This window comes from Enterobacter ludwigii (genome assembly GCA_023023105.1).
Lineage (GTDB): Bacteria > Pseudomonadota > Gammaproteobacteria > Enterobacterales > Enterobacteriaceae > Enterobacter > Enterobacter adelaidei.
Genome location: CP083824.1, coordinates 661,968 through 682,058, shown reverse-complemented (window position 1 = coordinate 682,058; position 20,091 = coordinate 661,968). Strand labels below are relative to the sequence as shown.

At 53.5% G+C, this 20,091-nt stretch carries 20 protein-coding genes and 3 tRNA genes; 9 read left to right on the top strand and 14 right to left on the bottom strand.

Features of this window, described 5'->3' with window-relative positions; genetic code table 11:
• The first annotated feature begins 31 nt into the window (after positions 1-31).
• Positions 32-1,048, top strand: a complete 1,017-nt coding sequence (lplA, locus tag LCD46_03190) for a lipoate--protein ligase LplA (protein UOY71353.1) — start codon at positions 32-34, stop codon at positions 1,046-1,048.
• A gap of 61 nt (positions 1,049-1,109) precedes the next feature.
• On the opposite strand, the gene deoD is transcribed toward lplA, so the two are convergent.
• The 4 genes from deoD to deoC all read right to left on the bottom strand — a co-directional run bounded on the left by deoD (position 1,110) and on the right by deoC (position 5,353).
• On the bottom strand, positions 1,110-1,832 hold the full coding sequence (deoD, locus tag LCD46_03185) for a purine-nucleoside phosphorylase (protein UOY71352.1): 723 nt from the start codon (positions 1,830-1,832) through the stop codon (positions 1,110-1,112).
• A gap of 88 nt (positions 1,833-1,920) precedes the next feature.
• Positions 1,921-3,144 carry a phosphopentomutase gene (gene deoB / locus LCD46_03180; GenBank protein ID UOY71351.1) on the bottom strand — a complete coding sequence of 408 codons (1,224 nt, stop codon included), beginning with the start codon at positions 3,142-3,144 and terminating at the stop codon, positions 1,921-1,923.
• A gap of 52 nt (positions 3,145-3,196) precedes the next feature.
• On the bottom strand, positions 3,197-4,519 hold the full coding sequence (gene deoA, locus LCD46_03175; protein UOY71350.1) for a thymidine phosphorylase: 1,323 nt from the start codon (positions 4,517-4,519) through the stop codon (positions 3,197-3,199).
• A 54-nt stretch (positions 4,520-4,573) separates the two neighbouring features.
• Complete coding sequence (gene deoC / locus LCD46_03170; GenBank protein UOY71349.1) at positions 4,574-5,353, bottom strand: deoxyribose-phosphate aldolase; 780 nt, start codon at positions 5,351-5,353, stop codon at positions 4,574-4,576.
• Positions 5,354-5,615: 262 nt separating this feature from the next.
• On the opposite strand from deoC, the gene LCD46_03165 reads away from it, so the two are divergent.
• Both LCD46_03165 and LCD46_03160 read left to right on the top strand, forming a co-directional pair.
• Positions 5,616-7,163, top strand: coding sequence for a YjjI family glycine radical enzyme (locus LCD46_03165; protein ID UOY71348.1), 1,548 nt, complete (start codon positions 5,616-5,618; stop codon positions 7,161-7,163).
• Positions 7,138-7,998, top strand: coding sequence for a YjjW family glycine radical enzyme activase (locus tag LCD46_03160; protein ID UOY71347.1), 861 nt, complete (start codon positions 7,138-7,140; stop codon positions 7,996-7,998). Before LCD46_03165 ends, LCD46_03160 begins: the two co-directional genes overlap by 26 nt.
• Here LCD46_03160 and LCD46_03155 read toward each other — a convergent pair.
• The 8 genes from LCD46_03155 to LCD46_03120 all read right to left on the bottom strand — a co-directional run bounded on the left by LCD46_03155 (position 7,993) and on the right by LCD46_03120 (position 14,354).
• Entirely contained in the window at positions 7,993-8,775 is a 783-nt protein-coding gene (locus LCD46_03155) for a TatD family hydrolase (GenBank protein ID UOY71346.1), read from the bottom strand. The genes LCD46_03160 and LCD46_03155 overlap by 6 nt on opposite strands.
• On the bottom strand, positions 8,772-9,824 hold the full coding sequence (locus LCD46_03150; GenBank protein ID UOY71345.1) for a patatin family protein: 1,053 nt from the start codon (positions 9,822-9,824) through the stop codon (positions 8,772-8,774). The genes LCD46_03155 and LCD46_03150 overlap by 4 nt, the downstream gene beginning before the upstream one ends.
• Before the next feature lie 120 nt (positions 9,825-9,944).
• Positions 9,945-10,106, bottom strand: coding sequence for a DUF1328 domain-containing protein (locus LCD46_03145; GenBank protein UOY71344.1), 162 nt, complete (start codon positions 10,104-10,106; stop codon positions 9,945-9,947).
• 127 nt (positions 10,107-10,233) lie between these two features.
• Positions 10,234-10,851: a molecular chaperone OsmY gene (gene osmY, locus LCD46_03140; protein ID UOY71343.1), complete on the bottom strand. Its 618-nt coding sequence runs from the start codon at positions 10,849-10,851 to the stop codon at positions 10,234-10,236.
• 299 nt (positions 10,852-11,150) lie between these two features.
• Positions 11,151-12,740 carry a peptide chain release factor 3 gene (gene prfC, locus LCD46_03135; protein ID UOY71342.1) on the bottom strand — a complete coding sequence of 530 codons (1,590 nt, stop codon included), beginning with the start codon at positions 12,738-12,740 and terminating at the stop codon, positions 11,151-11,153.
• Between the two features lie 91 nt (positions 12,741-12,831).
• The gene (gene yjjG / locus LCD46_03130) at positions 12,832-13,509 is read right to left on the bottom strand and encodes a pyrimidine 5'-nucleotidase (GenBank protein UOY71341.1); all 678 of its coding nucleotides are present in this window, start codon (positions 13,507-13,509) and stop codon (positions 12,832-12,834) included.
• Positions 13,510-13,528: 19 nt separating this feature from the next.
• Positions 13,529-13,972, bottom strand: a complete 444-nt coding sequence (gene rimI, locus LCD46_03125; GenBank protein UOY71340.1) for a ribosomal protein S18-alanine N-acetyltransferase — start codon at positions 13,970-13,972, stop codon at positions 13,529-13,531.
• A complete protein-coding gene (locus tag LCD46_03120) occupies positions 13,941-14,354 on the bottom strand; it encodes a DNA polymerase III subunit psi (protein UOY71339.1) in 414 nt (137 codons plus the stop codon). Before LCD46_03120 ends, rimI begins: the two co-directional genes overlap by 32 nt.
• 102 nt (positions 14,355-14,456) lie before the next feature.
• Between LCD46_03120 and rsmC the strand changes: the two genes are divergently transcribed.
• From rsmC to LCD46_03100, 4 genes are all read left to right on the top strand, one after another.
• Positions 14,457-15,485 carry a 16S rRNA (guanine(1207)-N(2))-methyltransferase RsmC gene (gene rsmC / locus LCD46_03115; protein UOY71338.1) on the top strand — a complete coding sequence of 343 codons (1,029 nt, stop codon included), beginning with the start codon at positions 14,457-14,459 and terminating at the stop codon, positions 15,483-15,485.
• A gap of 172 nt (positions 15,486-15,657) precedes the next feature.
• Positions 15,658-15,744: transfer RNA gene (locus LCD46_03110), tRNA-Leu, on the top strand.
• Positions 15,745-15,772: 28 nt separating this feature from the next.
• Positions 15,773-15,858, top strand: a tRNA-Leu gene (locus tag LCD46_03105).
• Positions 15,859-15,891: 33 nt separating this feature from the next.
• Positions 15,892-15,978 (top strand) — tRNA-Leu (locus LCD46_03100).
• Between the two features lie 38 nt (positions 15,979-16,016).
• Here the strand turns inward: LCD46_03100 and LCD46_03095 are convergent.
• Positions 16,017-16,286 (bottom strand): DUF1435 domain-containing protein, encoded by a 270-nt coding sequence (locus LCD46_03095; protein ID UOY72883.1) that lies wholly within the window; start codon positions 16,284-16,286, stop codon positions 16,017-16,019.
• A gap of 215 nt (positions 16,287-16,501) precedes the next feature.
• On the opposite strand from LCD46_03095, the gene LCD46_03090 reads away from it, so the two are divergent.
• Both LCD46_03090 and fhuF read left to right on the top strand, forming a co-directional pair.
• Positions 16,502-17,566: a GGDEF domain-containing protein gene (locus tag LCD46_03090; GenBank protein ID UOY71337.1), complete on the top strand. Its 1,065-nt coding sequence runs from the start codon at positions 16,502-16,504 to the stop codon at positions 17,564-17,566.
• A gap of 94 nt (positions 17,567-17,660) precedes the next feature.
• Positions 17,661-18,449 carry a siderophore-iron reductase FhuF gene (fhuF, locus tag LCD46_03085; protein ID UOY71336.1) on the top strand — a complete coding sequence of 263 codons (789 nt, stop codon included), beginning with the start codon at positions 17,661-17,663 and terminating at the stop codon, positions 18,447-18,449.
• Positions 18,450-18,545: 96 nt separating this feature from the next.
• Here the strand turns inward: fhuF and LCD46_03080 are convergent, their stop codons facing one another.
• A complete protein-coding gene (locus LCD46_03080; protein UOY71335.1) occupies positions 18,546-19,892 on the bottom strand; it encodes a PTS sugar transporter subunit IIC in 1,347 nt (448 codons plus the stop codon).
• Positions 19,893-20,091 lie beyond the last annotated feature (199 nt).

The following is a 20,091-nucleotide window of genomic DNA, read 5'->3' as shown; positions in this document are numbered from 1 at the left end:
TAGGCGGACGACCCGGAAAAGGAACTCTGCCATGACGACTTTACGCCTGCTTATCTCTGACTCTTACGATCCCTGGTTTAATCTCGCGGTAGAAGAGTGCATCTTCCGCCAGATGCCCGCCACCCAACGTGTACTATTTCTCTGGCGCAACGCGGATACGGTGGTCATCGGTCGTGCGCAAAACCCGTGGAAAGAGTGCAATACGCGGCGTATGGAAGAGGACAACGTCCGCCTGGCGCGCAGAAGCAGCGGCGGCGGCGCGGTGTTTCACGATCTGGGCAATACCTGCTTTACCTTTATGGCGGGCAAACCGGAGTACGACAAAACCATCTCAACATCCATCGTCCTGAACGCCCTCAATGCGCTCGGCGTGACGGCAGAGGCCTCCGGGCGTAACGACCTGGTGGTGAAAACCGTTGAAGGCGACCGGAAAGTCTCGGGTTCGGCTTACCGCGAAACGATGGATCGCGGGTTCCACCACGGTACCCTTCTTCTGAACGCCGATCTCAGCCGTCTGGCGAACTATCTGAATCCCGATAAGAAAAAGCTGCAGGCCAAAGGGATTACCTCCGTTCGCGGACGCGTGGCAAATCTGGTGGAACTGCTGCCGGGGATTACTCACGAGCAGATTTGCGATGCGATCCGTGACGCTTTCTTTGAACATTACGGCGAGCGCGTGGAAGCAGAAGTGATCTCCCCAGACAAAACCCCGGATCTGCCCAACTTTGCCGAGACGTTTGCCCGTCAGAGCAGTTGGGAGTGGAACTTCGGTCAGGCTCCTGCATTTTCTCACCTGCTGGATGAGCGTTTTACCTGGGGCGGCGTGGAGCTGCATTTTGACGTGGAGAAAGGCCATATCACCCGCACGCAGGTGTTTACCGATAGCCTGAATCCGGCACCGCTGGAAGCACTTGCGGCACGTGTACAGGGCTGTTTGTATCGGGCGGATATGCTGCAACAGGAATGCGAGGTGTTGATCGAGGATTTCCCGGAGCAGAAAAATGAGCTGCGGGAGCTGTCAGCGTGGATTGCACAGGCCGTGCGCTAGGTGCGGTCTGGTACCCTAACCCCGCCCCTCTCCCACAGGGAGAGGGGCGGAAGAGACAGAATTACTCTTTATCGCCCAGCAGAACGGATTCCAGCGCGATTTTGATCATGTCGTTGAAGGTGGTCTGACGCTCGGCAGCGGTGGTCTGCTCGTGGGTACGGATGTGGTCAGACACGGTGCAGATGGTCAGCGCTTTCGCACCAAACTCAGCCGCCACACCGTAGATGCCCGCAGCTTCCATTTCCACGCCCAGGATGCCGTATTTTTCCATCACGTCGAACATCTCGCCGCCGTCTGGCGCATAGAACAGGTCAGCAGAGAAGAGGTTACCTACGCGAGCGTCAACGCCCAGCGCTTTTGCTGCGTCAACGGCGTTACGCACCATGCCAAAGTCTGCAATCGCAGCAAAGTCATGATCTTTGAAACGCATGCGGTTGACTTTGGAATCGGTGCAGGCACCCATACCAATGACCACATCACGCAGTTGAACGTCCATGCGCACAGCGCCGCAGGAGCCCACACGGATGATTTTCTTCACGCCGAAATCGGTGATCAGCTCTTTGGTGTAGATGGAGCAGGATGGGATACCCATACCGTGGCCCATAACGGAGATTTTGCGGCCTTTGTAAGTCCCGGTGAAGCCCAGCATGCCGCGAACGTTGTTCACTTCACGCACGTCTTCGAGGAAAGTTTCTGCAATGTGCTTCGCGCGCAGCGGGTCACCCGGCATCAATACGACGTCAGCGAAATCACCCATTTCTGCGTTAATGTGAGGAGTTGCCATCTTCAGTTCCTTTTAAATTGTTTATTCTTTTCACCCTCTCCCTGTGGGAGAGGGTTGGGTGAGGGCATCAGACCGCACCCAACATGATTCAGAACATGGCCTTGCCATATTCCATGTCGGACGTACCAAAGTATTTCGCCAGGGTCTGGCCGATATCCGCGAAGCTTTCACGGTGACCAAGGGAGCCTGGTTTCACTTTCGGGCCGTACACCAGCACAGGAATGTGCTCACGGGTGTGATCGGTACCGGTCCAGGTTGGGTCACAGCCGTGGTCCGCCGTCAGGATCAGAATGTCATCTTCACCCACCAGTTCCATCAGCTCCGGCAGACGGCGGTCGAACAACTCCAGGCCCGCTGCATAACCGGCAACATCACGACGGTGGCCCCAGGAAGAGTCGAAGTCGACGAAGTTGGTGAAAACAATGGTCTTGTCACCCGCCTCTTTCATCTCTTTGATGGTGGCATCAAACAGCGCGTCCAGACCGGTGGCTTTCACTTTCTTGGTGATGCCGCAGTTGGCGTAGATATCCGCAATTTTACCCACGGACACCACGTGACCGTCTTTCTCTTCAACCAGCTTCTGCAGCACGGTTGGTGCCGGTGGCTCAACGGCCAGATCGTGACGGTTACCGGTACGCTGGAAGTTACCCGCTTTGTCGCCGATAAACGGACGTGCGATAACGCGACCAATGTTGTATCCGCCTTCGGTCAACTCTTCACGAGCGATTTCGCACAGTTCGTAAAGTTTATCCAGGCCGTAGGTTTCTTCGTGACAGGCAATCTGGAACACGGAGTCAGCAGAGGTATAGAAAATCGGTTTGCCGGTTTTCATGTGCTCTTCACCGAGCTCATCCAGGATCACGGTACCGGAAGAGTGGCAGTTACCGAGGTAGCCCGGCAGGTTTGCACGCTTAACCAGCTTGTCCAGCAGTTCCTGCGGGAAGCTGTTCTGATGATCGGAGAAGTAGCCCCAGTCGAACAGAACCGGCACACCGGCGATTTCCCAGTGTCCAGACGGGGTGTCTTTACCGGAAGAAAGCTCGTGAGCCCATGCGTAGGCACCCACCACTTCCGCGTTGCCGTCCATACCTGCTGCAATTTTACCGGTAGAACCTTCATGCGCTTTCACCAGACCCAGGCGGGTCAGGTTGGGTAGAGTCAGAGGGCCTTTACGACCTTTATCCGCTTCGCCTTTGGCACAGGCTTCCGCGATGTGACCCATGGTATCGGAACCCACGTCACCAAAACGTTCTGCATCTTCGGTTGCGCCGATGCCGAATGAGTCCAGCACCATAATAAATGCACGTTTCATAATTGTTCTCCGTACGTAGTGCTTAAAAATGATTGATCAGATCAGTATACCGCTATTCAGTGATACGACGATAGACCGTTGGTGTGCTTTCCGGTGCTTTATCGTCGAGTGTAATGGCCGCTTTAACCGCTTTCGCCGCTTCCTGCCAGCTGGCTTCATCTTTGGCGTGGATCACCGCCAGCGGACGTTGTCCGTCGACGCTGTCGCCCAATCGGGCCATATCGGTAAAGCCGACGCTGTAATCAATCATGTCCGATGCCTGGCGACGACCGCCGCCCATTGAGACAACCGCCATGCCGAGTGCACGGGTATCCATGGCTGAGACAAAGCCTTCGCTATCGGCATAAACCGCTTTACTGAGCGTCGCCGTTGGCAGGTATTTCGCGTAGTTTTCCACGAAATCAGTTGGACCTTTCTGCGCCGCCACCATGCGACCAAAGATCTCCGCCGCTTTGCCGTTATCCAGCACCGCCTGCAGTTTCGCGCGCGCGTCTGCATCATCTTTGGCAAGCTTGCCGGAGATTAACATCTCAACGCACAGTGCCATGGTGACGTCGAACAGACGCGGGTTGCGGTATTCACCGGTCAGGAATTGTACGGCTTCACGCACTTCAACCGCATTACCTGCACTGGAGGCCAGAACCTGGTTCATGTCGGTGAGCAGTGCAGTGGTGCGCACGCCGGCACCGTTGGAGACGCCAACGATCGCTTCGGCAAGCTGGGCAGAAAGTTCATAGGTTGGCATAAACGCGCCGCTACCTACTTTTACATCCATCACCAGCGCGTCCAGCCCTTCGGCCAGTTTCTTCGCCAGAATAGAGGCGGTGATCAGCGGGATGGAGTCAACGGTCGCGGTGATATCGCGGGTGGCATAGAAACGCTTATCTGCTGGAGCAAGAGAGCTGGTCTGGCCGATAATCGCCACACCAACGTCTTTAATAATGTCGCGGAAGCGGTTGTCATCCGGGAAGATATCGAAGCCCGGAATGGCTTCCAGTTTGTCGAGCGTACCACCGGTATGGCCGAGGCCGCGCCCGGAGATCATCGGGATGTAACCCCCACAGGCCGCCACCATTGGGCCGAGCATCAGGGAAGTCACATCACCTACGCCACCTGTGGAGTGCTTGTCCACAATCGGGCCGTTAAGGTTCAGGCTCTTCCAGTCCAGAACGGTTCCTGAATCTCGCATCGCCATCGTCAGCGAGACCCGCTCAGGCATCGACATATCGTGGAAGAAAATGGTCATCGCCAGCGCAGCGATCTGCCCTTCAGAGACGGTGTTATCACGAATGCCGTTGATAAAGAAGCGGATCTCTTCGTCGCTTAATGCATGACCATCACGTTTTTTACGAATAATTTCTTGTGCGAGAAACACGGTAACCTCCCGAAATAAGCCGGGATCGCTTCGCGTCACCCGGCAATTCAAACCTTAGTAGCTGCTTGTGCTCTTACCATCGCCGTGACCCAGCGCTTTCAGCAGGCTGGCCAGCAGGCTAGATGCGCCAAAGCGATAGTGACGGGAATCTGCCCATTCAGCGCCGAACAGTTCATCCGCGATGGCCAGGAACTGTTGCGCATCTTCCGCGGTACGTACGCCGCCCGCAGGTTTAAAACCAACCGTTTTGGACACGCCCATATCGCGGATCACTTCCATCATGATGCGTGCGCTTTCCGGGGTGGCGTTAACCGGCACTTTACCCGTAGAGGTTTTGATGAAATCAGCACCCGCCTTGATGGAGATTTCAGATGCTTTACGAATCAGGGCTTCTTCTTTCAGCTCACCGGTTTCGATGATCACTTTCAGCAGTACGTTTGCCGCAGCACACGCATCTTTACAGGCTTTCACCAGGTCAAAACCGACCTGCTCGTTGCCCGCAATCAACGCACGGTATGGGAATACCACGTCAACTTCATCTGCACCGTAAGCAATAGCTGCGCGAGTTTCTGCCAGCGCAATCTCGATATCGTCGTTGCCGTGCGGGAAGTTAGTCACGGTTGCAATACGCACGTCCGGCGTGCCCTGCTCTTTCAGCGTTTTACGGGCAATCGGGATAAAGCGCGGGTAGATACAGATAGCAGCGGTGTTACCGACGGGCGTTTTCGCCTGATGGCACAGGGCGATGACTTTTTCATTGGTGTCGTCATCGTTCAGGGTGGTCAGGTCCATCAGTTTCAACGCGCGCAGGCTGCTTGCAGTTAAATCGGTCATAACATTCTCCAACGGCAGTGCCGTATAAATTTTACCTTGCGGGTCTGTGAGTATTCTAACATTCACCCGCATCCACACTTCGACATTCATCACAGTTAATGAAAACTACGTACAAATTTGCATTACTGTAATGAGATCTTCTTCAAATTTTATCGTGCTAATTGCTGACGAAAGCAGCAATACCCCCTGTCGGATCAAAAGCCACAACAGGCTGGCTTCCTACAATCCGTTCATCATCCGCAGAATAAACAAGGAAGCGATCATGTCCCACTCCAGCCCCGACGCCCTGCAACAACGTTGCCAGCACATTGTGACAAGCCCGGTGTTAACCCCGGAACAAAAACGTCATTTCCTGGCGCTGGAAGCGGAAAACAACCTGCCTTATCCTGAACTCCCTCAGGCAGCGCGCGCCGCGCTGGACGAGGGGTTTATCTGCGACATGTTCGAAGGCCACGCACCTTACAAACCCCGCTATGTTCTGCCGGATTACGCAAAATTTTTGGCTAACGGCTCAGAATGGCTGGAGCTGGAAGGCGCGAAAGACCTGGATGACGCTCTTTCACTACTCACCATTCTTTACCACCATGTGCCATCCGTAACATCCATGCCTGTCTATCTGGGCCATCTTGATGTGTTACTGCAACCGTATGTTAGAATTCTAACACAAGAAGAGGTTGATAGCCGAATAAAACGTTTCTGGCGCTATCTCGACCGAACGCTGCCGGATGCATTTATGCACGCAAACATCGGGCCTGCTGACGGCCCCATCACCCGTGCCATTCTGCGTGCCGATGCAGAGCTGAAGCAGGTCGCGCCGAACCTCACCTTTATCTACGACCCAGATATTACCCCGGGCGATTTGCTGATTGAGGTGGCAAAAAACATCTGTGAATGCAGTAAACCGCATATTTCTAACGGCCCTGAAAATGATAAAATTTTCACAAAAAGCCGTTACGGCGTGGTGAGTTGTTACAACTCCCTGCCGCTTGCGGGCGGTGGCAGCACCCTGGTACGCCTTAACCTCAAAGCCATTGCTGAACGCAGCACTTCCATTGAAGACTTCTTCACCCGCACGCTCCCGCATTACTGCCGGCAGCAAATTGCTATCATCGATTCACGCTGCGATTTCCTGTACGAGCAATCTGGCTTCTTTGAGAATAGCTTCCTGGTAAAAGAGGGGCTGATTGATGCCGATCGGTTTGTGCCGATGTTTGGGATGTACGGTCTGGCAGAAGCGGTGAACATACTTTGCGAAAAGGAAAGTATTGCGGGGCGCTACGGTAAAGACGAGCAGGCCAACGCGCTGGGCTACCGCATCAGCGGGCAGCTTGCGGCATTTGTGGAAAACACGCCGGTGAAACACGGCTGGAAGCACCGCGCGATGCTCCACGCGCAGTCGGGGATCAGCTCTGACTCCGGCACCACGCCGGGGGCGCGCCTGCCCTATGGGGATGAACCGGATCCGATCAACCATCTGCTGGCCGTAGCGCCGCATCATAAATACTACCACTCAGGGATCAGCGATATTTTGACCCTGGATGAGACGGTAAAACGCAACCCGCAGGCGGTGGTTCAGCTATGTCTTGGTGCGTTCAGAGCCGGTATGCGTGAATTCACCGCGAACGTAGCCGGTAACGATCTGGTACGCGTGACCGGGTATATGGTGCGCTTGTCAGATCTTGAAAAATACCGTGAAGCCGGATCGCGTACTAATACCACGTGGCTTGGAGAAGAAGCCGCGCGTAACACCCGCATCCTCGAACGTCAGCCGCGCGTGATTAGCCATGAACAGCAGATGCGCTTTAGTTAGTCAGGTTATCCCTTTCTCCTGCGTGGACGGGCCGGGCAGCCGCCTGGCTCTTTTCCTGCAGGGATGTAACCTGCGTTGTAAAACCTGCCACAACCCGTGGACGATCGGCCGCTGCAACGACTGCGGTGACTGCGTGCCCCACTGTCCGCACGACGCGCTGACCATTCATGCCAGGCGCGTCTGGTGGCAGGAGAGTGACTGCCAGCAGTGCGACACCTGCCTCCGCCAGTGCCAGCAGCAGGCAACGCCCATGGCGCATCGCTTTAGCGTGGAGGAGATCCTCGCGCAAATCCGCAGAGCTGCACCCTTTATTGAGGGTATTACGGTGAGTGGCGGTGAGGCTACCACGCAACTTCCTTTTCTGATCGCGCTTTTCACGGCGATCAAAACGGATCCCACGCTGAATCATCTAAGCTGCCTGGTGGACAGCAATGGCCTGTTAAGTGAAACCGGCTGGCAGAAACTCCTGCCGGTGCTGGATGGCGCGATGCTGGATCTAAAAGCATGGGGAAATGAGCATCACCGTTTCCTGACCGGACGCGAAAACCCACAGATTAAACAAAGCATTCGCTGGCTGGCCGATCGTCACCGTTTGACGGAACTGCGCTTACTGGTCATCCCGGATCGGTGCGATTATCTGGAACAGATCAAACCGCTGACGACATTTATCCACGGGCTTGGAAACGTCCCGGTGCGAATCAACGCGTTTCATGCGCAGGGGGTTTATGGCGAAGCGGCGTCATGGCGCAGCGCTACACCGGAAGACGTTGAGCCGCTGGCGCTCGCGCTGGAAAAACAGAAGATAACCGTGATCCGTCCGGCGCTTTACCTATAGCGTAATGCCAAATACCGAACGGGTATTCTCAAGCAGCGCATCGGCAATCACCTCTTCAGGCTCCTTTCGCAGTTCACACAGGGTGGTAAACACGCGCGCCGCTTGTTCCGGGCGATTCGGCTGGCCCTGAAAACCATTCAGCGGCATATCCGGCGCGTCGGTTTCCAGCAGAAGCGCCGACAGCGGCAGCTGTGCCATTACGTCCCGGGTTTTACTGGCACGCGGATAAGTGATGGTGCCACCCACGCCAATTTTATAGCCCAGTTCGGTAAAACGCTGCGCCTGCTGCAGGCTGCCGGAGAAACCGTGTACGACACCTCTCCGTGGTAGATCGATGCGTTTCAGGTGCATCGCCAGCTTATCGTGCGTGCGTCTTGAGTGGAGGATCACGGGCAGATCGTAACGCTTGGCCAGCCTGAGCTGCGCATCAAGGATCGTCTGCTGACGCTCAAACTGCGGCTCCTCACGGTAAAGATCGAGGCCGATCTCACCGATGGCGACAAGTTTGTCTCCCGCGGTCTGCAGTACCTCATCAAGCCTCTCAATGTGCTCATCAAGATGTCGCTCAATGACAATCGGATGGAGGCCGAGCGCGGCATAGAGCGCGGGATGTCGTGTGGCAAGCTCCAACACACGGGAAAAGTAAGCAGCTTCCACTGACGGCACAATGATGGCCTGAACGCCTGCTTCGGCAGCTTTCGCAATACTTTGCTCTTCATCCCCCGTAAACGGTGGAAAATCAAAGTGGCAGTGGGTATCGACAAAGCAGTGCGTCACGCCAGATCCTCGTTATCCAATAGAGCGTCATTCGCCTGCGGAATATCCACCAGCGGCATCGTCAGGGTATCGTTAGCGACAATCGCAGGCGGCATAATAATACGTTTATGCCGATGTAGCGGTGGTTGCTCCGCCAGCATTTTCCCCACTGTCGCCAGGAAGTAACGGCCGCACAGCCGGCCCGTTTTATAATCTGCACGCAACGCCGGGACGCGGCTGCCCAGCGCCATACTGACCAGCGGCTTAGGTGGATAGATTTCAAAAATACGCAGTTTTCCCGGCGGTTTTTCAATGAAACGCTGCATCGCGCCGTAGGTGGTTTCATGCTGTTTAGCGATGTTCACCAGCGGTTGCAGGCTGCTGTCGCCTAACCAGCGCTCCATGCGTTTAAACCACTGCGGGGTGTAGTACATTTGCGACGGTACGGTACGGATCACCACAATAGTTTTCGCTCCGCGCCGGGCAGCTTCCTGCACTGGCACTGCGTCACTGATCCCCCCATCCAGATAACTGATGCCATCCAGCTGCGCACCGGTACGATAAAAACCGGGAATGGCACTCGAGGCACGAATGATATCCAGCCAGTTCTCCTTCTGCGGAGAGAAATACCCCGGTGAATAATCATCTCCCCGGCTGGCACACATCCAGAATTCTTTCCCGCCATCAAACAGGCGCGCTGCAGTGTCCATAGCCAGCGGCATCTGGCTGGAGGTGGATTCCAGCAACCAGTCGAGATCGATCAGATTGCCGCCACGCACAAAGCGTACCGGATTAAAAAATTCTTTCGCCGTGGTATAGCGCATTATCACTTTTCGCGCATAACCAGGCTGGTTACAGACATAGGCAGACAGGTTCTGTGCCCCGGCTGAGGTGCCGAAGTAAAGGTCAAACGGGTTGAACTGCGCGCGCATAAATTCATCCAGCACGCCCGCAGTGAAAATGCCACGCTGCCCGCCCCCCTCACAGACCAGCGCGAGCTGGCCTGCACGAAACGGCTTTAACGTTAGCGGCGCGATATTGCCGAGCGTAACGGGAATTCGTTGCCCCACCTCTGCCTTCCTGTTCTGGTTATTCTGTAACAACACAGTAACGCACACGACCTGCAACGCAAATAAGAAAAAGCCAGTCGCAGTGACTGGCTTTTTTTTGTTGAAGGAATATTGCGTTTGCTACGGACGTCGACGTCCGGTAAACAGGCTGACCAGGAACAGAATAATACCGACGACAAAGACAACTTTTGCTGCCCATGCCGCAGTACCCGCCAGTCCACCAAAGCCCAATGCGGCGGCAATTAACGCGATAACCAGAAATATAATGCCCCAACGAAACATAAGCCTCTCCTTTACCATAGTTAATGTCGGCCGCTAAACGTGAGCGCTCAGGTCACTCACCGGCGTTTTCCAGAGTCGTTCTTATTTTCGCCCGCTGGTTTTAGCCAGACGGGCGAATGGTCCAGATTTACTTCGTTTTCAGATCGTTTTTAACGCTTTTCACGCCATCAATCGCTTTCGCGATGGACTCGGCACGTTCACTTTGCGCCTGCGAATCTACCGTACCGGAGAGCTGAACCACACCATCGGTGGTTTCCACTTTCACCTTACGGGACGGCACAATGTCATCTGCTAAAAGTTTAGCTTTGATTTCGCTAGTGGTGGCTGCATCACCGGCATAACCTTTCACCGACGCGTTTTTGCTGTCACGTACGTGCAGCTTATCGCTGACGGACGCAACGCCTTCGACGCCTTTCGCCACTTTCACCGCCTGTTCGGCCTGAGCCTGGCTTTCAACAAAGCCACTCAGCGTGACCACTTTCTTGTCGGTCTTAACGGATATATCGGTGCTCTTAATGGCTTCATCATCCACCAGTGCGGCTTTCACTTTTGCTGTGATTGAGCTGTCATCCATGAAATTGCCGACTTTATTCATAGAGCTATCGATTTTTTGCCCTGCGGTATCGGCCGTGGACTGTGCTTTATCCATGGTGCTGCTTTCCGCCAGAGCGGAACCGCTCACCAAAACGCTACCCAGGGTTACAGCCAGCAGAGTTTTCGAAATCTTCAGTCTTGTCATATTCATCGATCTATTCCTGTGTTTACCCGTTATTCGGGCTACATACTTCCTTAGTAGTTTTATATATTGCGAATAAACGCACGGGCAAAATGGATAACCTAAAGTCATGCATTTAACAGTTAATTTATCCAAGCCCGGCGTTAAACACTGAGTTAAATATAGATCACTCTCACAGAGCCGCTTTCAGAATTGGGTAAAAAACGCGCGAATAGCGAGAAATTGCGTTGAATTAAGAACATTCCGCAAGGGATTAATAAGACAGGAATTAAAGAAGAGCACGGCGGCAGCCGTGCTCTGAGAGGGGATTAGTGTTCGCGGGTTTTGCGGAACTGAACATCAGGATAGCGTTCCTGAGTCAGGTTCAGGTTAACCATGGTTGGGGCGATGTACGTCAGGTTATCGCCACCATCGAGCGCCAGCTGAATTTCGTTCTTACGCTTAAATTCTTCGAATTTCTTCACGTCAGAACACTCAACCCAGCGCGCGGTCGCCACGTTCACCGATTCGTAAATCGCTTCCACGTTGTATTCGCTCTTAAGACGAGCCACCACCACGTCAAACTGCAACACACCCACCGCGCCAACGATCAGATCGTTGTTTGCGATTGGGCGGAACACCTGTACCGCGCCCTCTTCGGAAAGCTGTACCAGGCCTTTCAGCAGCTGTTTCTGCTTCAGCGGATCGCGCAGACGAATACGGCGGAACAGCTCCGGTGCGAAGTTCGGGATACCGGTGAACTTCATCATTTCGCCCTGGGTGAAGGTATCACCGATCTGGATGGTGCCATGGTTGTGGAGACCGATGATGTCGCCCGGGTACGCCTCTTCAACGTGCGAACGGTCGCCCGCCATAAAGGTCAGCGCATCGGAGATCACCACGTCTTTACCGATACGCACCTGGCGCAGCTTCATGCCCTTTTCATATTTACCGGACACTACGCGCATAAAGGCCACGCGGTCGCGGTGTTTCGGGTCCATGTTGGCCTGAATTTTAAACACGAAACCGGTGAACTTCTCTTCCTGTGCTTCCACTTCACGGGTGTCGGTTTTACGTGGCATCGGCTGCGGCGCCCACTCCACCAGACCGTCAAGCATGTGGTCAACGCCGAAGTTACCCAGCGCGGTACCAAAGAATACCGGCGTGATTTCACCGCTCAGGAACAGCTCTTTGTCGAACTCATGAGACGCGCCTTTCACCAGCTCCAGCTCGTCGCGCAGCTGTGCGGCCAACTCTTCACCTACCGCCGTATCCAGATCCGGGTTATCCAGACCTTTCACGATGCGCACTTCCTGGATAGTGTGGCCTTTACCGGTCTGATACAGGTAAGTTTCGTCTTTATAAAGGTGGTAAACCCCTTTGAACAACTTGCCACAGCCGATTGGCCAGGTGATTGGTGCACAGGCGATTTTCAGCTCGTTTTCCACTTCATCCATCAGCTCCATCGGATCACGGATGTCACGGTCGAGTTTGTTCATGAAGGTGAGGATCGGCGTATCGCGCAGACGGGTCACTTCCATCAGCTTACGGGTCCTGTCTTCTACACCTTTTGCGGCGTCGATCACCATCAGACAGCAGTCAACCGCCGTCAGCGTACGGTAGGTATCTTCGGAGAAGTCTTCGTGCCCCGGGGTGTCCAGCAGGTTCACCAGGCAGTTGTGATACGGGAACTGCATCACGGAGGTGGTAATCGAAATACCACGCTGCTTTTCCATCTCCATCCAGTCAGATTTTGCGTGCTGGCTGGAGCCACGGCCTTTAACGGTACCCGCAGTCTGGATCGCCTGTCCGAACAGTAACACCTTCTCGGTGATGGTCGTTTTACCGGCATCCGGGTGCGAGATAATGGCAAAAGTGCGGCGCTTGGCCACCTCTTGCAGATAAGGAGACAACGTCATAATTAAATCTTCTTTTATAAGCGCGGCAGCACGCCACGCATCATGGAATACGAATTTGCGGCTATTTTACCCATCAATGGGGGGCAGGCAATCATTGTTTACACAGGAGTTGCTCCAGTTCGTTCAACGACGTCACGGTCCAGGTCGGTTCGATACCTTCAGGCTTCACGCGACCGTGCGCATTCAGCCAGACGGTCGACAAGCCCGAGTTCATGCCACCCAGAATATCCGACTCAGCGGTGTCACCTACCATCAGTACCCGTTCGCGGTCAGGATTGCCTGCCTGCGCCAGCGCGTAATCAAAAATACGCGGATCGGGTTTTGGTACGCCCACTTCTTCTGAAATCACCAGCGCATCGAAATGATCGCGCAGGCCGGTACGTTCAAGACGGATTTGCTGTAATGCGGTAAACCCGTTGGTAATGATGCCCAGTTTCGCCTTGCCTTTCAGAGAATCAAGCAGGGAAACCGCACCCGGCAGCGGCGCGCAGATATCGGCCATCGCATTCAGGAAGGCATCGTTCAGCGTCCCCGGACTCACCTTTAAACGTTCCGCCCAGACGTCAAAACGCTGATGCTGAAGTTGTAACGCGGTGATGGCACCGTTCTGGTAATCCACCCACAGCGGTTTATTCACCGCCTGATAGTCCTGAAAATCCTCTGCGGTGAAGGTTACGCTATAGTCGAGAAACATCCGCTGTAGACCACCGAACGCGTCGAACGTAAACAACGTTTCATCGGCATCAAAGAAAATCCAGTCCCATTTCATCGTTACAACCTTATTTTCGTTATCCAATCGGCAGAGCCATTATGATGGCGTCTTCACGTCCCTCTGCGGTGGGGTAATAGTTACGGCGGATTGTCGCCTCATTAAAGCCTAAGCTTTCATAGAGCGCGATGGCGGCGACGTTCGATGCGCGCACTTCCAGCCACAGGGTGAAAACGTCACGGGTTTCGAGCTCACGGATGAGGTGCTCAAGCAGTTCTCTTCCCAGCCCACGACGCTGAAACGCAGGATCAACCGCGATATTAAACAGCGTCGCTTCATCAAGAACAACCTGCGTAATCGCGAAGGCGGCCATGGTGCCGTCAACGTCCAGGCGGTAATTCAGATACCGCTCGCCCTGATTGCTGGCGAAGGTTTTTTCGCTCCACGGAAACGCGTGGGCGCGTGTTTCAATCGCAAACGCTGTGGTCAGGTCAGGCGTCGTGAGGGAAGAAATCGTGTTCATATTCGCAGATTTGTTGCCATAGCGCGCAACGCGCTTTTGGGTTGGCTTTCAGTTCGTCCAGCGCTGGCGAGCAGATCTGGCTCCCCTTTAGGGGGATTTCGTTTGTCTCTCCGATACGCCAGCTGTTACAGCGGCTATCAGGAGGAAGCATCGCGACCCGTTCTGGCGTCAGCTGTAAAACCTGGTCGGCCGTCAGCTTCAGGCTGCGAAGGACATCACCGATCAGGGGTTCATTCAGGGCAGGCAGTTCTTCCGCCACCATCACCAGGCGAACGTGCGCCGGGATGGAGATGGCGATTTCGCCCTGCAACGCCGTCGGGCGACGCAAAGCCCACTGGGTGATACCCAGTTGCTGCAACTGCCAGTCTCGTCGGGATGTCATAGGGAAAACTCCTGTCTCTCAGGCGCGCAAATATAGCAAATGTGTCGAAAGTGCGCCATCTACCTACTATAATCCCCGCCTGAGTTTATTGAGGAACAATTCATGTCTGCATTTACCCCGGCAAGTGAAGTCTTGCTGCGTCACAGTGATGATTTCGAAGAAAGCCGTATTCTGTTTGCCGGAGATATGCAGGATGACCTGCCCGCACGTTTCGAATGTGCTGAAAGCCGTGCCCACACCCAATATTATCACCACTGGCAGGTCCTGAGCCGCCAGATGGGCGAGCGCGCGCGCTTTAGCCTGGTGGCGGAGCAGAGCGATATCGCCGACTGCGATACGCTGATTTACTACTGGCCGAAGAATAAACCGGAAGCCCAGTTCCAGCTGATGAACCTGCTCTCCCTGCTGCCGGTCGGCTGCGATATTTTTGTGGTGGGTGAGAACCGCAGCGGCGTGCGTAGCGCTGAACAAATGCTGGAAGGCTACGCGCCGCTGAATAAAGTCGACAGCGCTCGCCGCTGTGGTCTGTACCATGGCCGTCTGGAAAAACAGACTTCGTTTGATGCACAAGCTTACTGGGACGAGTATCAGCTTGACGGTCTGACCATCAAAACCCTGCCGGGCGTGTTCAGCCGTGACGCGCTGGATACGGGTAGCAAACTGCTGCTCTCCACCCTGACGCCGCACACCAAAGGTAAAGTGCTGGACGTGGGCTGTGGCGCGGGGGTACTTTCAACAGTTCTTGCCAGCCATTCGCCAAAAGTGCGTTTAACCCTGTGTGATGTGAGCGCGCCAGCGGTAGAAGCCAGTCGCGCAACGCTTGCCGCAAACGGAATCGAAGGCGAAGTGATTGCCAGTAACGTCTTCTCCGACATTACGGGTCGTTTCGACATGATTATCTCCAACCCGCCGTTCCATAATGGCATGGAGACCAGCCTTGAAGCTGCGCAAACGCTGATCCGTGGCGCAGTTCGTCACCTTAACAGCGGTGGAGAGCTGCGCATCGTGGCTAACGCCTTCCTGGCGTACCCGAAAGTGCTGGACGAAACCTTCGGCTTCCACGAAGTGATTGCTCAGACCGGTCGCTTTAAGGTTTACCGCACCGTGATGACACGTCAGGCCAAAAAATAATCTCTAATCCTGTAGGCCGGAGAAGCGCAAGCGCTATCCGGCTCCACATGGCATCACCATCGGCCATTTTTCCAGCAATCAAGGTGTCGCGCGCACTTTTCTGTTGACGTAAAGCTGAAAACATCTAGAATGCGCCTCCGTGGTTACGATACTTTTACAGTATCGATGGTATGCGAAGGTGGCGGAATTGGTAGACGCGCTAGCTTCAGGTGTTAGTGTCCTTACGGATGTGGGGGTTCGAGTCCCCCCCCTCGCACCATAAATCACGTTGATATTGCTCGCACTGGGCGAAGGTGGCGGAATTGGTAGACGCGCTAGCTTCAGGTGTTAGTGTCCTTAGGATGTGGGGGTTCGAGTCCCCCCCCTCGCACCAACGAGGCGATATCAAAAATAGTAAGATGACTGTGCGAAGGTGGCGGAATTGGTAGACGCGCTAGCTTCAGGTGTTAGTGTCCTTACGGATGTGGGGGTTCGAGTCCCCCCCCTCGCACCAATTATCTTACAGCCCTTCTGAAGCTCTTCTTTTTTCTGTTATTTCAAACTCATCAGTATCACCAGAATTCCACTAACCAGTGCAACGCACGATGGCAGTAGAACAAAGTGGCGTAACTGCTTATGCCATATCATTCCTGACGTGACTAATAATCCTGACACAATGATGGCTTTCCAGACATTGATGGAGAGATCGGCAAACATCAAACCGCCGAGAATCACTCCCGGCAGTAATACACCCCAACCACTTCCCAGCGCCCTGTTCAACATGACTCGCCCTCTCAAATCGATAATGATAACCAGTATCATATGAAATAAATTATCATTTGTCAGCATGGCGAATCAAAAACCATCGACCTTTACCTTTCCCATAATGACAGGAATTGCCTAAGGTGATAAATTGCACACCTGTTAACTACACCTAAAGATTTTCTGATAATTATTCTTTGAGTTTTTTACTTTTTTAATTGCGACACCACACCTATTTATTTGTTTTAATTAAATTTTAATAAAAACGTACTACTATGACATCACAATCCTGGCGGTCTTTGGTTCACAGAAAATATCAATTATCGTTACGTTTATTTTTATTCCTGAACGCAACATCAGCCGTGTTCTCGGTAACAAATCCACTTAATTCTGTGCGCGTGTTCTCTTTCCCTCTGATTGCTATTTTCTCCATCAGCACTGGCCTGCTCGCCTGGCACTGGAAGAAGAGGACACGGAAGATCAATATTCCTGTTATTTCAGGGATTTTCGGTATTTTGTGGGCCTGGCAAATTGTCTCAAAATTTTCACTAATTACTCACGACCATATGACGTATTTGATAATAGCGCTATTAACGGTGCTTTTTATCGGTACGCTGGCATTTGCCAGTAATATTGTGGCATTCATACTGCACTCATTACCCACCTTTATTGTCTGCCTGTGGTTAGGTAACCACGATATATGGCTGAGAATAGCCTATTCTTTCGCACTTCCTGTGGTGGCAATTGCTATTCATAACATTTTGCAAAGACGTAACGATCGCTTTGCTCAGGAGCTGCTCTCTCGCTTACTGGAAGAACGGGAAACCCTCACCGATCTCAGCATGATGGATCCCCTTACCGGACTCTATAATCGTCGCGGCCTGCAAAGCCGTCTGGAGAACTTGCCAGCGGTTGAAAACGGCGAACACTTTGTCCTGCTGATGGATATCGACCACTTCAAGGCCTATAACGACCACTACGGCCATATGATGGGCGATCAGGCATTGAAACGCGTCTCTGCGGCAATTCGCGACGCCGTGCGTTCTCGCGATATTGTGGCGCGTTTTGGCGGGGAGGAGTTTATGGTGCTGCTGACCAATATTTCACTCGAACATGCCCGCCAGACGGCAGAGCGGATCCGTCAGAAAGTCTACGATTTGAAAATCCCGCATCTGTTCAACGAAAGCGTTGCGACAAATGTCACCATCAGCATTGGTATTGCTATTTTCGAGGATGAAGACGTGGAAGGCGCGCTGGAAAAAGCGGACAAAGCTCTCTACGAAGCCAAGCATATGGGACGCAATAATATTCTGCTTAGTGAAGGCCTTCAGTCGGCTTAAGCGCGAGGTCGTTTAACCAGGACAAAAGTCTTGCCATCGGTTTGAGTAATAGTTAGGATTGGCAATCATTATCATTTAGATTTCCATCCATACTATGGCCACTCAGACCGCACACATTGCTGAACCAATCCTCTGGCGAGCCCCCCTCGCCAGTGGGAATGCTTCGCTTGCGGATGCCATACGGGATAAGATTGCGAAAACTCGTGCTCATCTGCTGGACTTTATCCGGCTTGATGAAGCGCACCCGCAGCACGCCATGACGCTTGCTGAGTGGCGGCAACCAGCCCAACTGCAATCATTGCTGGCCACCTATTCCGACCATATCTATCGTCATCAACCCACCCTTAAGCGGGAAAATAAACCCCTGCTCTCTCTCTGGGCGCAGTGGTATATCGGGCTGATGGTGCCTCCCCTCATGCTGGCGCTGTTAACGCAAAAGAGCATGCTGGAACTCTCGCCGGATAATTTCCATGTCGAGTTTCACGAAACCGGGCGTGCAGCCTGTTTCTGGATTGATCTCCACGAAGACCAGGCCGCAGAGCCACTTTCTGCTCAGGAGCGTATGGAGCAGCTTATCACTCAGGCTCTGATTCCGGTGGTTAATGCCCTTGAAGAGACGGGTGAGATTAACGGGAAACTTATCTGGAATAATACCGGGTATTTAATCCACTGGTATTTAACGGAAATGAAGCCTCTGCTTGGTGATGAGATCGTTGATGCCCTGCGTCAGTCCTGTTTCTTTGCAAAACAACTTTCTGATGGCAGTGAAAACCCGTTATTCCGTTCCGTAGTTCTCCGTGACGGACTTCTGGTTCGTCGCACCTGCTGCCAGCGCTATCGCCTGCCGGACGTTAAGCAGTGCGGGGATTGCACGCTGAAATAGTGCACTGAATTGCCCGGTGGCGCTTCGCTTACCGGGCCTACAAAAACCTCAACTCGTAGGCCGGGTAAGGCGTAGCCGCCACCCGGCACAACGCTTTTAAGCCACCTGCTGATTTTCCTCTTCCGCGTTACGCTGCGCTTCCTCGGCTTCCTGCTCCAGCAGCTGCTTCTCGTAGACTTTGAAGAATGGGAAGTAAATTATTGCTGATACGCAGGCCAGAACAACAACCAGAATGGCTGCGCGGAAATCCCAGCCAAGGGCCCATGCGGCGCCAATCGGAGCGGGTGCCGTCCAGGGCACGACTGAAATGACACGGCCAATCAGATCAAATGACATCGCCGCCCAGGCCAGCACGGCGTTCACCATGGGTGCCAACAGGAACGGAATAAAGAACACTGGGTTCATCACAATCGGCGTACCGAAAATGACAGGTTCGTTAATGTTAAAGAAGCTTGGTACCACGCTTAAACGCCCAATAGAGCGTAAATGTGCTGAACGACTGCGCAGATAGCAAATCACCAGTCCCATTGTGGCTCCCGACCCGCCAATCACGATAAAGAACGTCCAGAATGCTTCCATAAAAATATGCGGCAGAGGCTGACTGGCAGCCAGCGCAGTCTGGTTAGCCCCCAGGTTAGTCAACCAGAACATCTGTAACATCCCGGAGACAATGGCGGCTCCGTGGATCCCGGCGAACCAGAGCAAATGACCAATCAACACAGCTAACAGAATCGCAGGCAGCGAGTCCGCAGCAGAAACCAAAGGCTTAAAGACTGACATAATCGCCTGCGGGATCAGCATGTCAAACTGAGACTGAATAATCAGGCTCAGCGGATAGAGCGTCAACACCACAACCAGCACCGGGATCAGCAGGTCGAAAGAGTTTTTGATCATCGGGGGAACCTGGTCTGGCAGGCGAATACCAATGTTATGCGCTTTAAGGAAACGCATCATCTCAACGCAGTAAATAGCCACCAGAATCGCGGTAAAGATGCCCGTCCCGCCCAGGCTGTCCACAGGAAGTGTGCCTTTGGTTTTAGGTGCTGCGACCAGGAGAAACGCCATCAGCGACAGCATGGCGCACATAAATGGGTCTAACTGATGCGATTTGACATAGTGTTTGCCAAGGTTATAGGCAATGGCCGCACAGATATAAATGGACATAATACCCATTGTCATATCAAACGGCGTCAGGATCTGACCTTCAAATTGCTTCGCCATATCCAACCAGGCGCGCGCAAAACCCCAGGTGGTATCAGGCGAAAACGGTGGGTAAGCGAACACTAACAAAAATGAGCCGACAATCATAAATGGCATCGCGGAGATGAACCCATCACGAATAGCCATAACATGACGCTGGGAAGAGATGCGCCCGGCAATTGGGCTAACGTAATTTTCAACAAAACGGAATATCAGGTTAAACGCAGCATGGTTGGCAGACATGGCAGATCTCCTGTCAGACGTTTGTTACGGGCACATTCGTGCCACACGTTGTTCCATAAATCAGCTTCACAACCTTGCTGGCTTGTGTACCAGCGGTACTGCTCAGACTAAATGGTTTCATAATTTGCTCTTATTATTGGATACAGGGTACGTTACGTACTCAGTATTAATCTACGCACCACGCTCTGCAACCGGTTAC

Excerpts from the sequence above, each read along its gene's own strand:
- lplA (UOY71353.1), top strand. The coding sequence starts at position 32 with ATGACGACTTTACGCCTGCTTATCTCTGACTCTTACGATCCCTGGTTT.
- deoD (UOY71352.1), bottom strand. The coding sequence starts at position 1,832 with ATGGCAACTCCTCACATTAACGCAGAAATGGGTGATTTCGCTGACGTC.
- deoB (UOY71351.1), bottom strand. The coding sequence starts at position 3,144 with ATGAAACGTGCATTTATTATGGTGCTGGACTCATTCGGCATCGGCGCA.
- deoC (UOY71349.1), bottom strand. The coding sequence starts at position 5,353 with ATGACCGATTTAACTGCAAGCAGCCTGCGCGCGTTGAAACTGATGGAC.
- LCD46_03165 (UOY71348.1), top strand. The coding sequence starts at position 5,616 with ATGTCCCACTCCAGCCCCGACGCCCTGCAACAACGTTGCCAGCACATT.
- LCD46_03160 (UOY71347.1), top strand. The coding sequence starts at position 7,138 with ATGAACAGCAGATGCGCTTTAGTTAGTCAGGTTATCCCTTTCTCCTGC.
- LCD46_03145 (UOY71344.1), bottom strand. The coding sequence starts at position 10,106 with ATGTTTCGTTGGGGCATTATATTTCTGGTTATCGCGTTAATTGCCGCC.
- osmY (UOY71343.1), bottom strand. The coding sequence starts at position 10,851 with ATGAATATGACAAGACTGAAGATTTCGAAAACTCTGCTGGCTGTAACC.
- prfC (UOY71342.1), bottom strand. The coding sequence starts at position 12,740 with ATGACGTTGTCTCCTTATCTGCAAGAGGTGGCCAAGCGCCGCACTTTT.
- yjjG (UOY71341.1), bottom strand. The coding sequence starts at position 13,509 with ATGAAATGGGACTGGATTTTCTTTGATGCCGATGAAACGTTGTTTACG.
- rimI (UOY71340.1), bottom strand. The coding sequence starts at position 13,972 with ATGAACACGATTTCTTCCCTCACGACGCCTGACCTGACCACAGCGTTT.
- LCD46_03120 (UOY71339.1), bottom strand. The coding sequence starts at position 14,354 with ATGACATCCCGACGAGACTGGCAGTTGCAGCAACTGGGTATCACCCAG.
- rsmC (UOY71338.1), top strand. The coding sequence starts at position 14,457 with ATGTCTGCATTTACCCCGGCAAGTGAAGTCTTGCTGCGTCACAGTGAT.
- LCD46_03095 (UOY72883.1), bottom strand. The coding sequence starts at position 16,286 with ATGATACTGGTTATCATTATCGATTTGAGAGGGCGAGTCATGTTGAAC.
- LCD46_03090 (UOY71337.1), top strand. The coding sequence starts at position 16,502 with ATGACATCACAATCCTGGCGGTCTTTGGTTCACAGAAAATATCAATTA.
- fhuF (UOY71336.1), top strand. The coding sequence starts at position 17,661 with ATGGCCACTCAGACCGCACACATTGCTGAACCAATCCTCTGGCGAGCC.
- LCD46_03080 (UOY71335.1), bottom strand. The coding sequence starts at position 19,892 with ATGTCTGCCAACCATGCTGCGTTTAACCTGATATTCCGTTTTGTTGAA.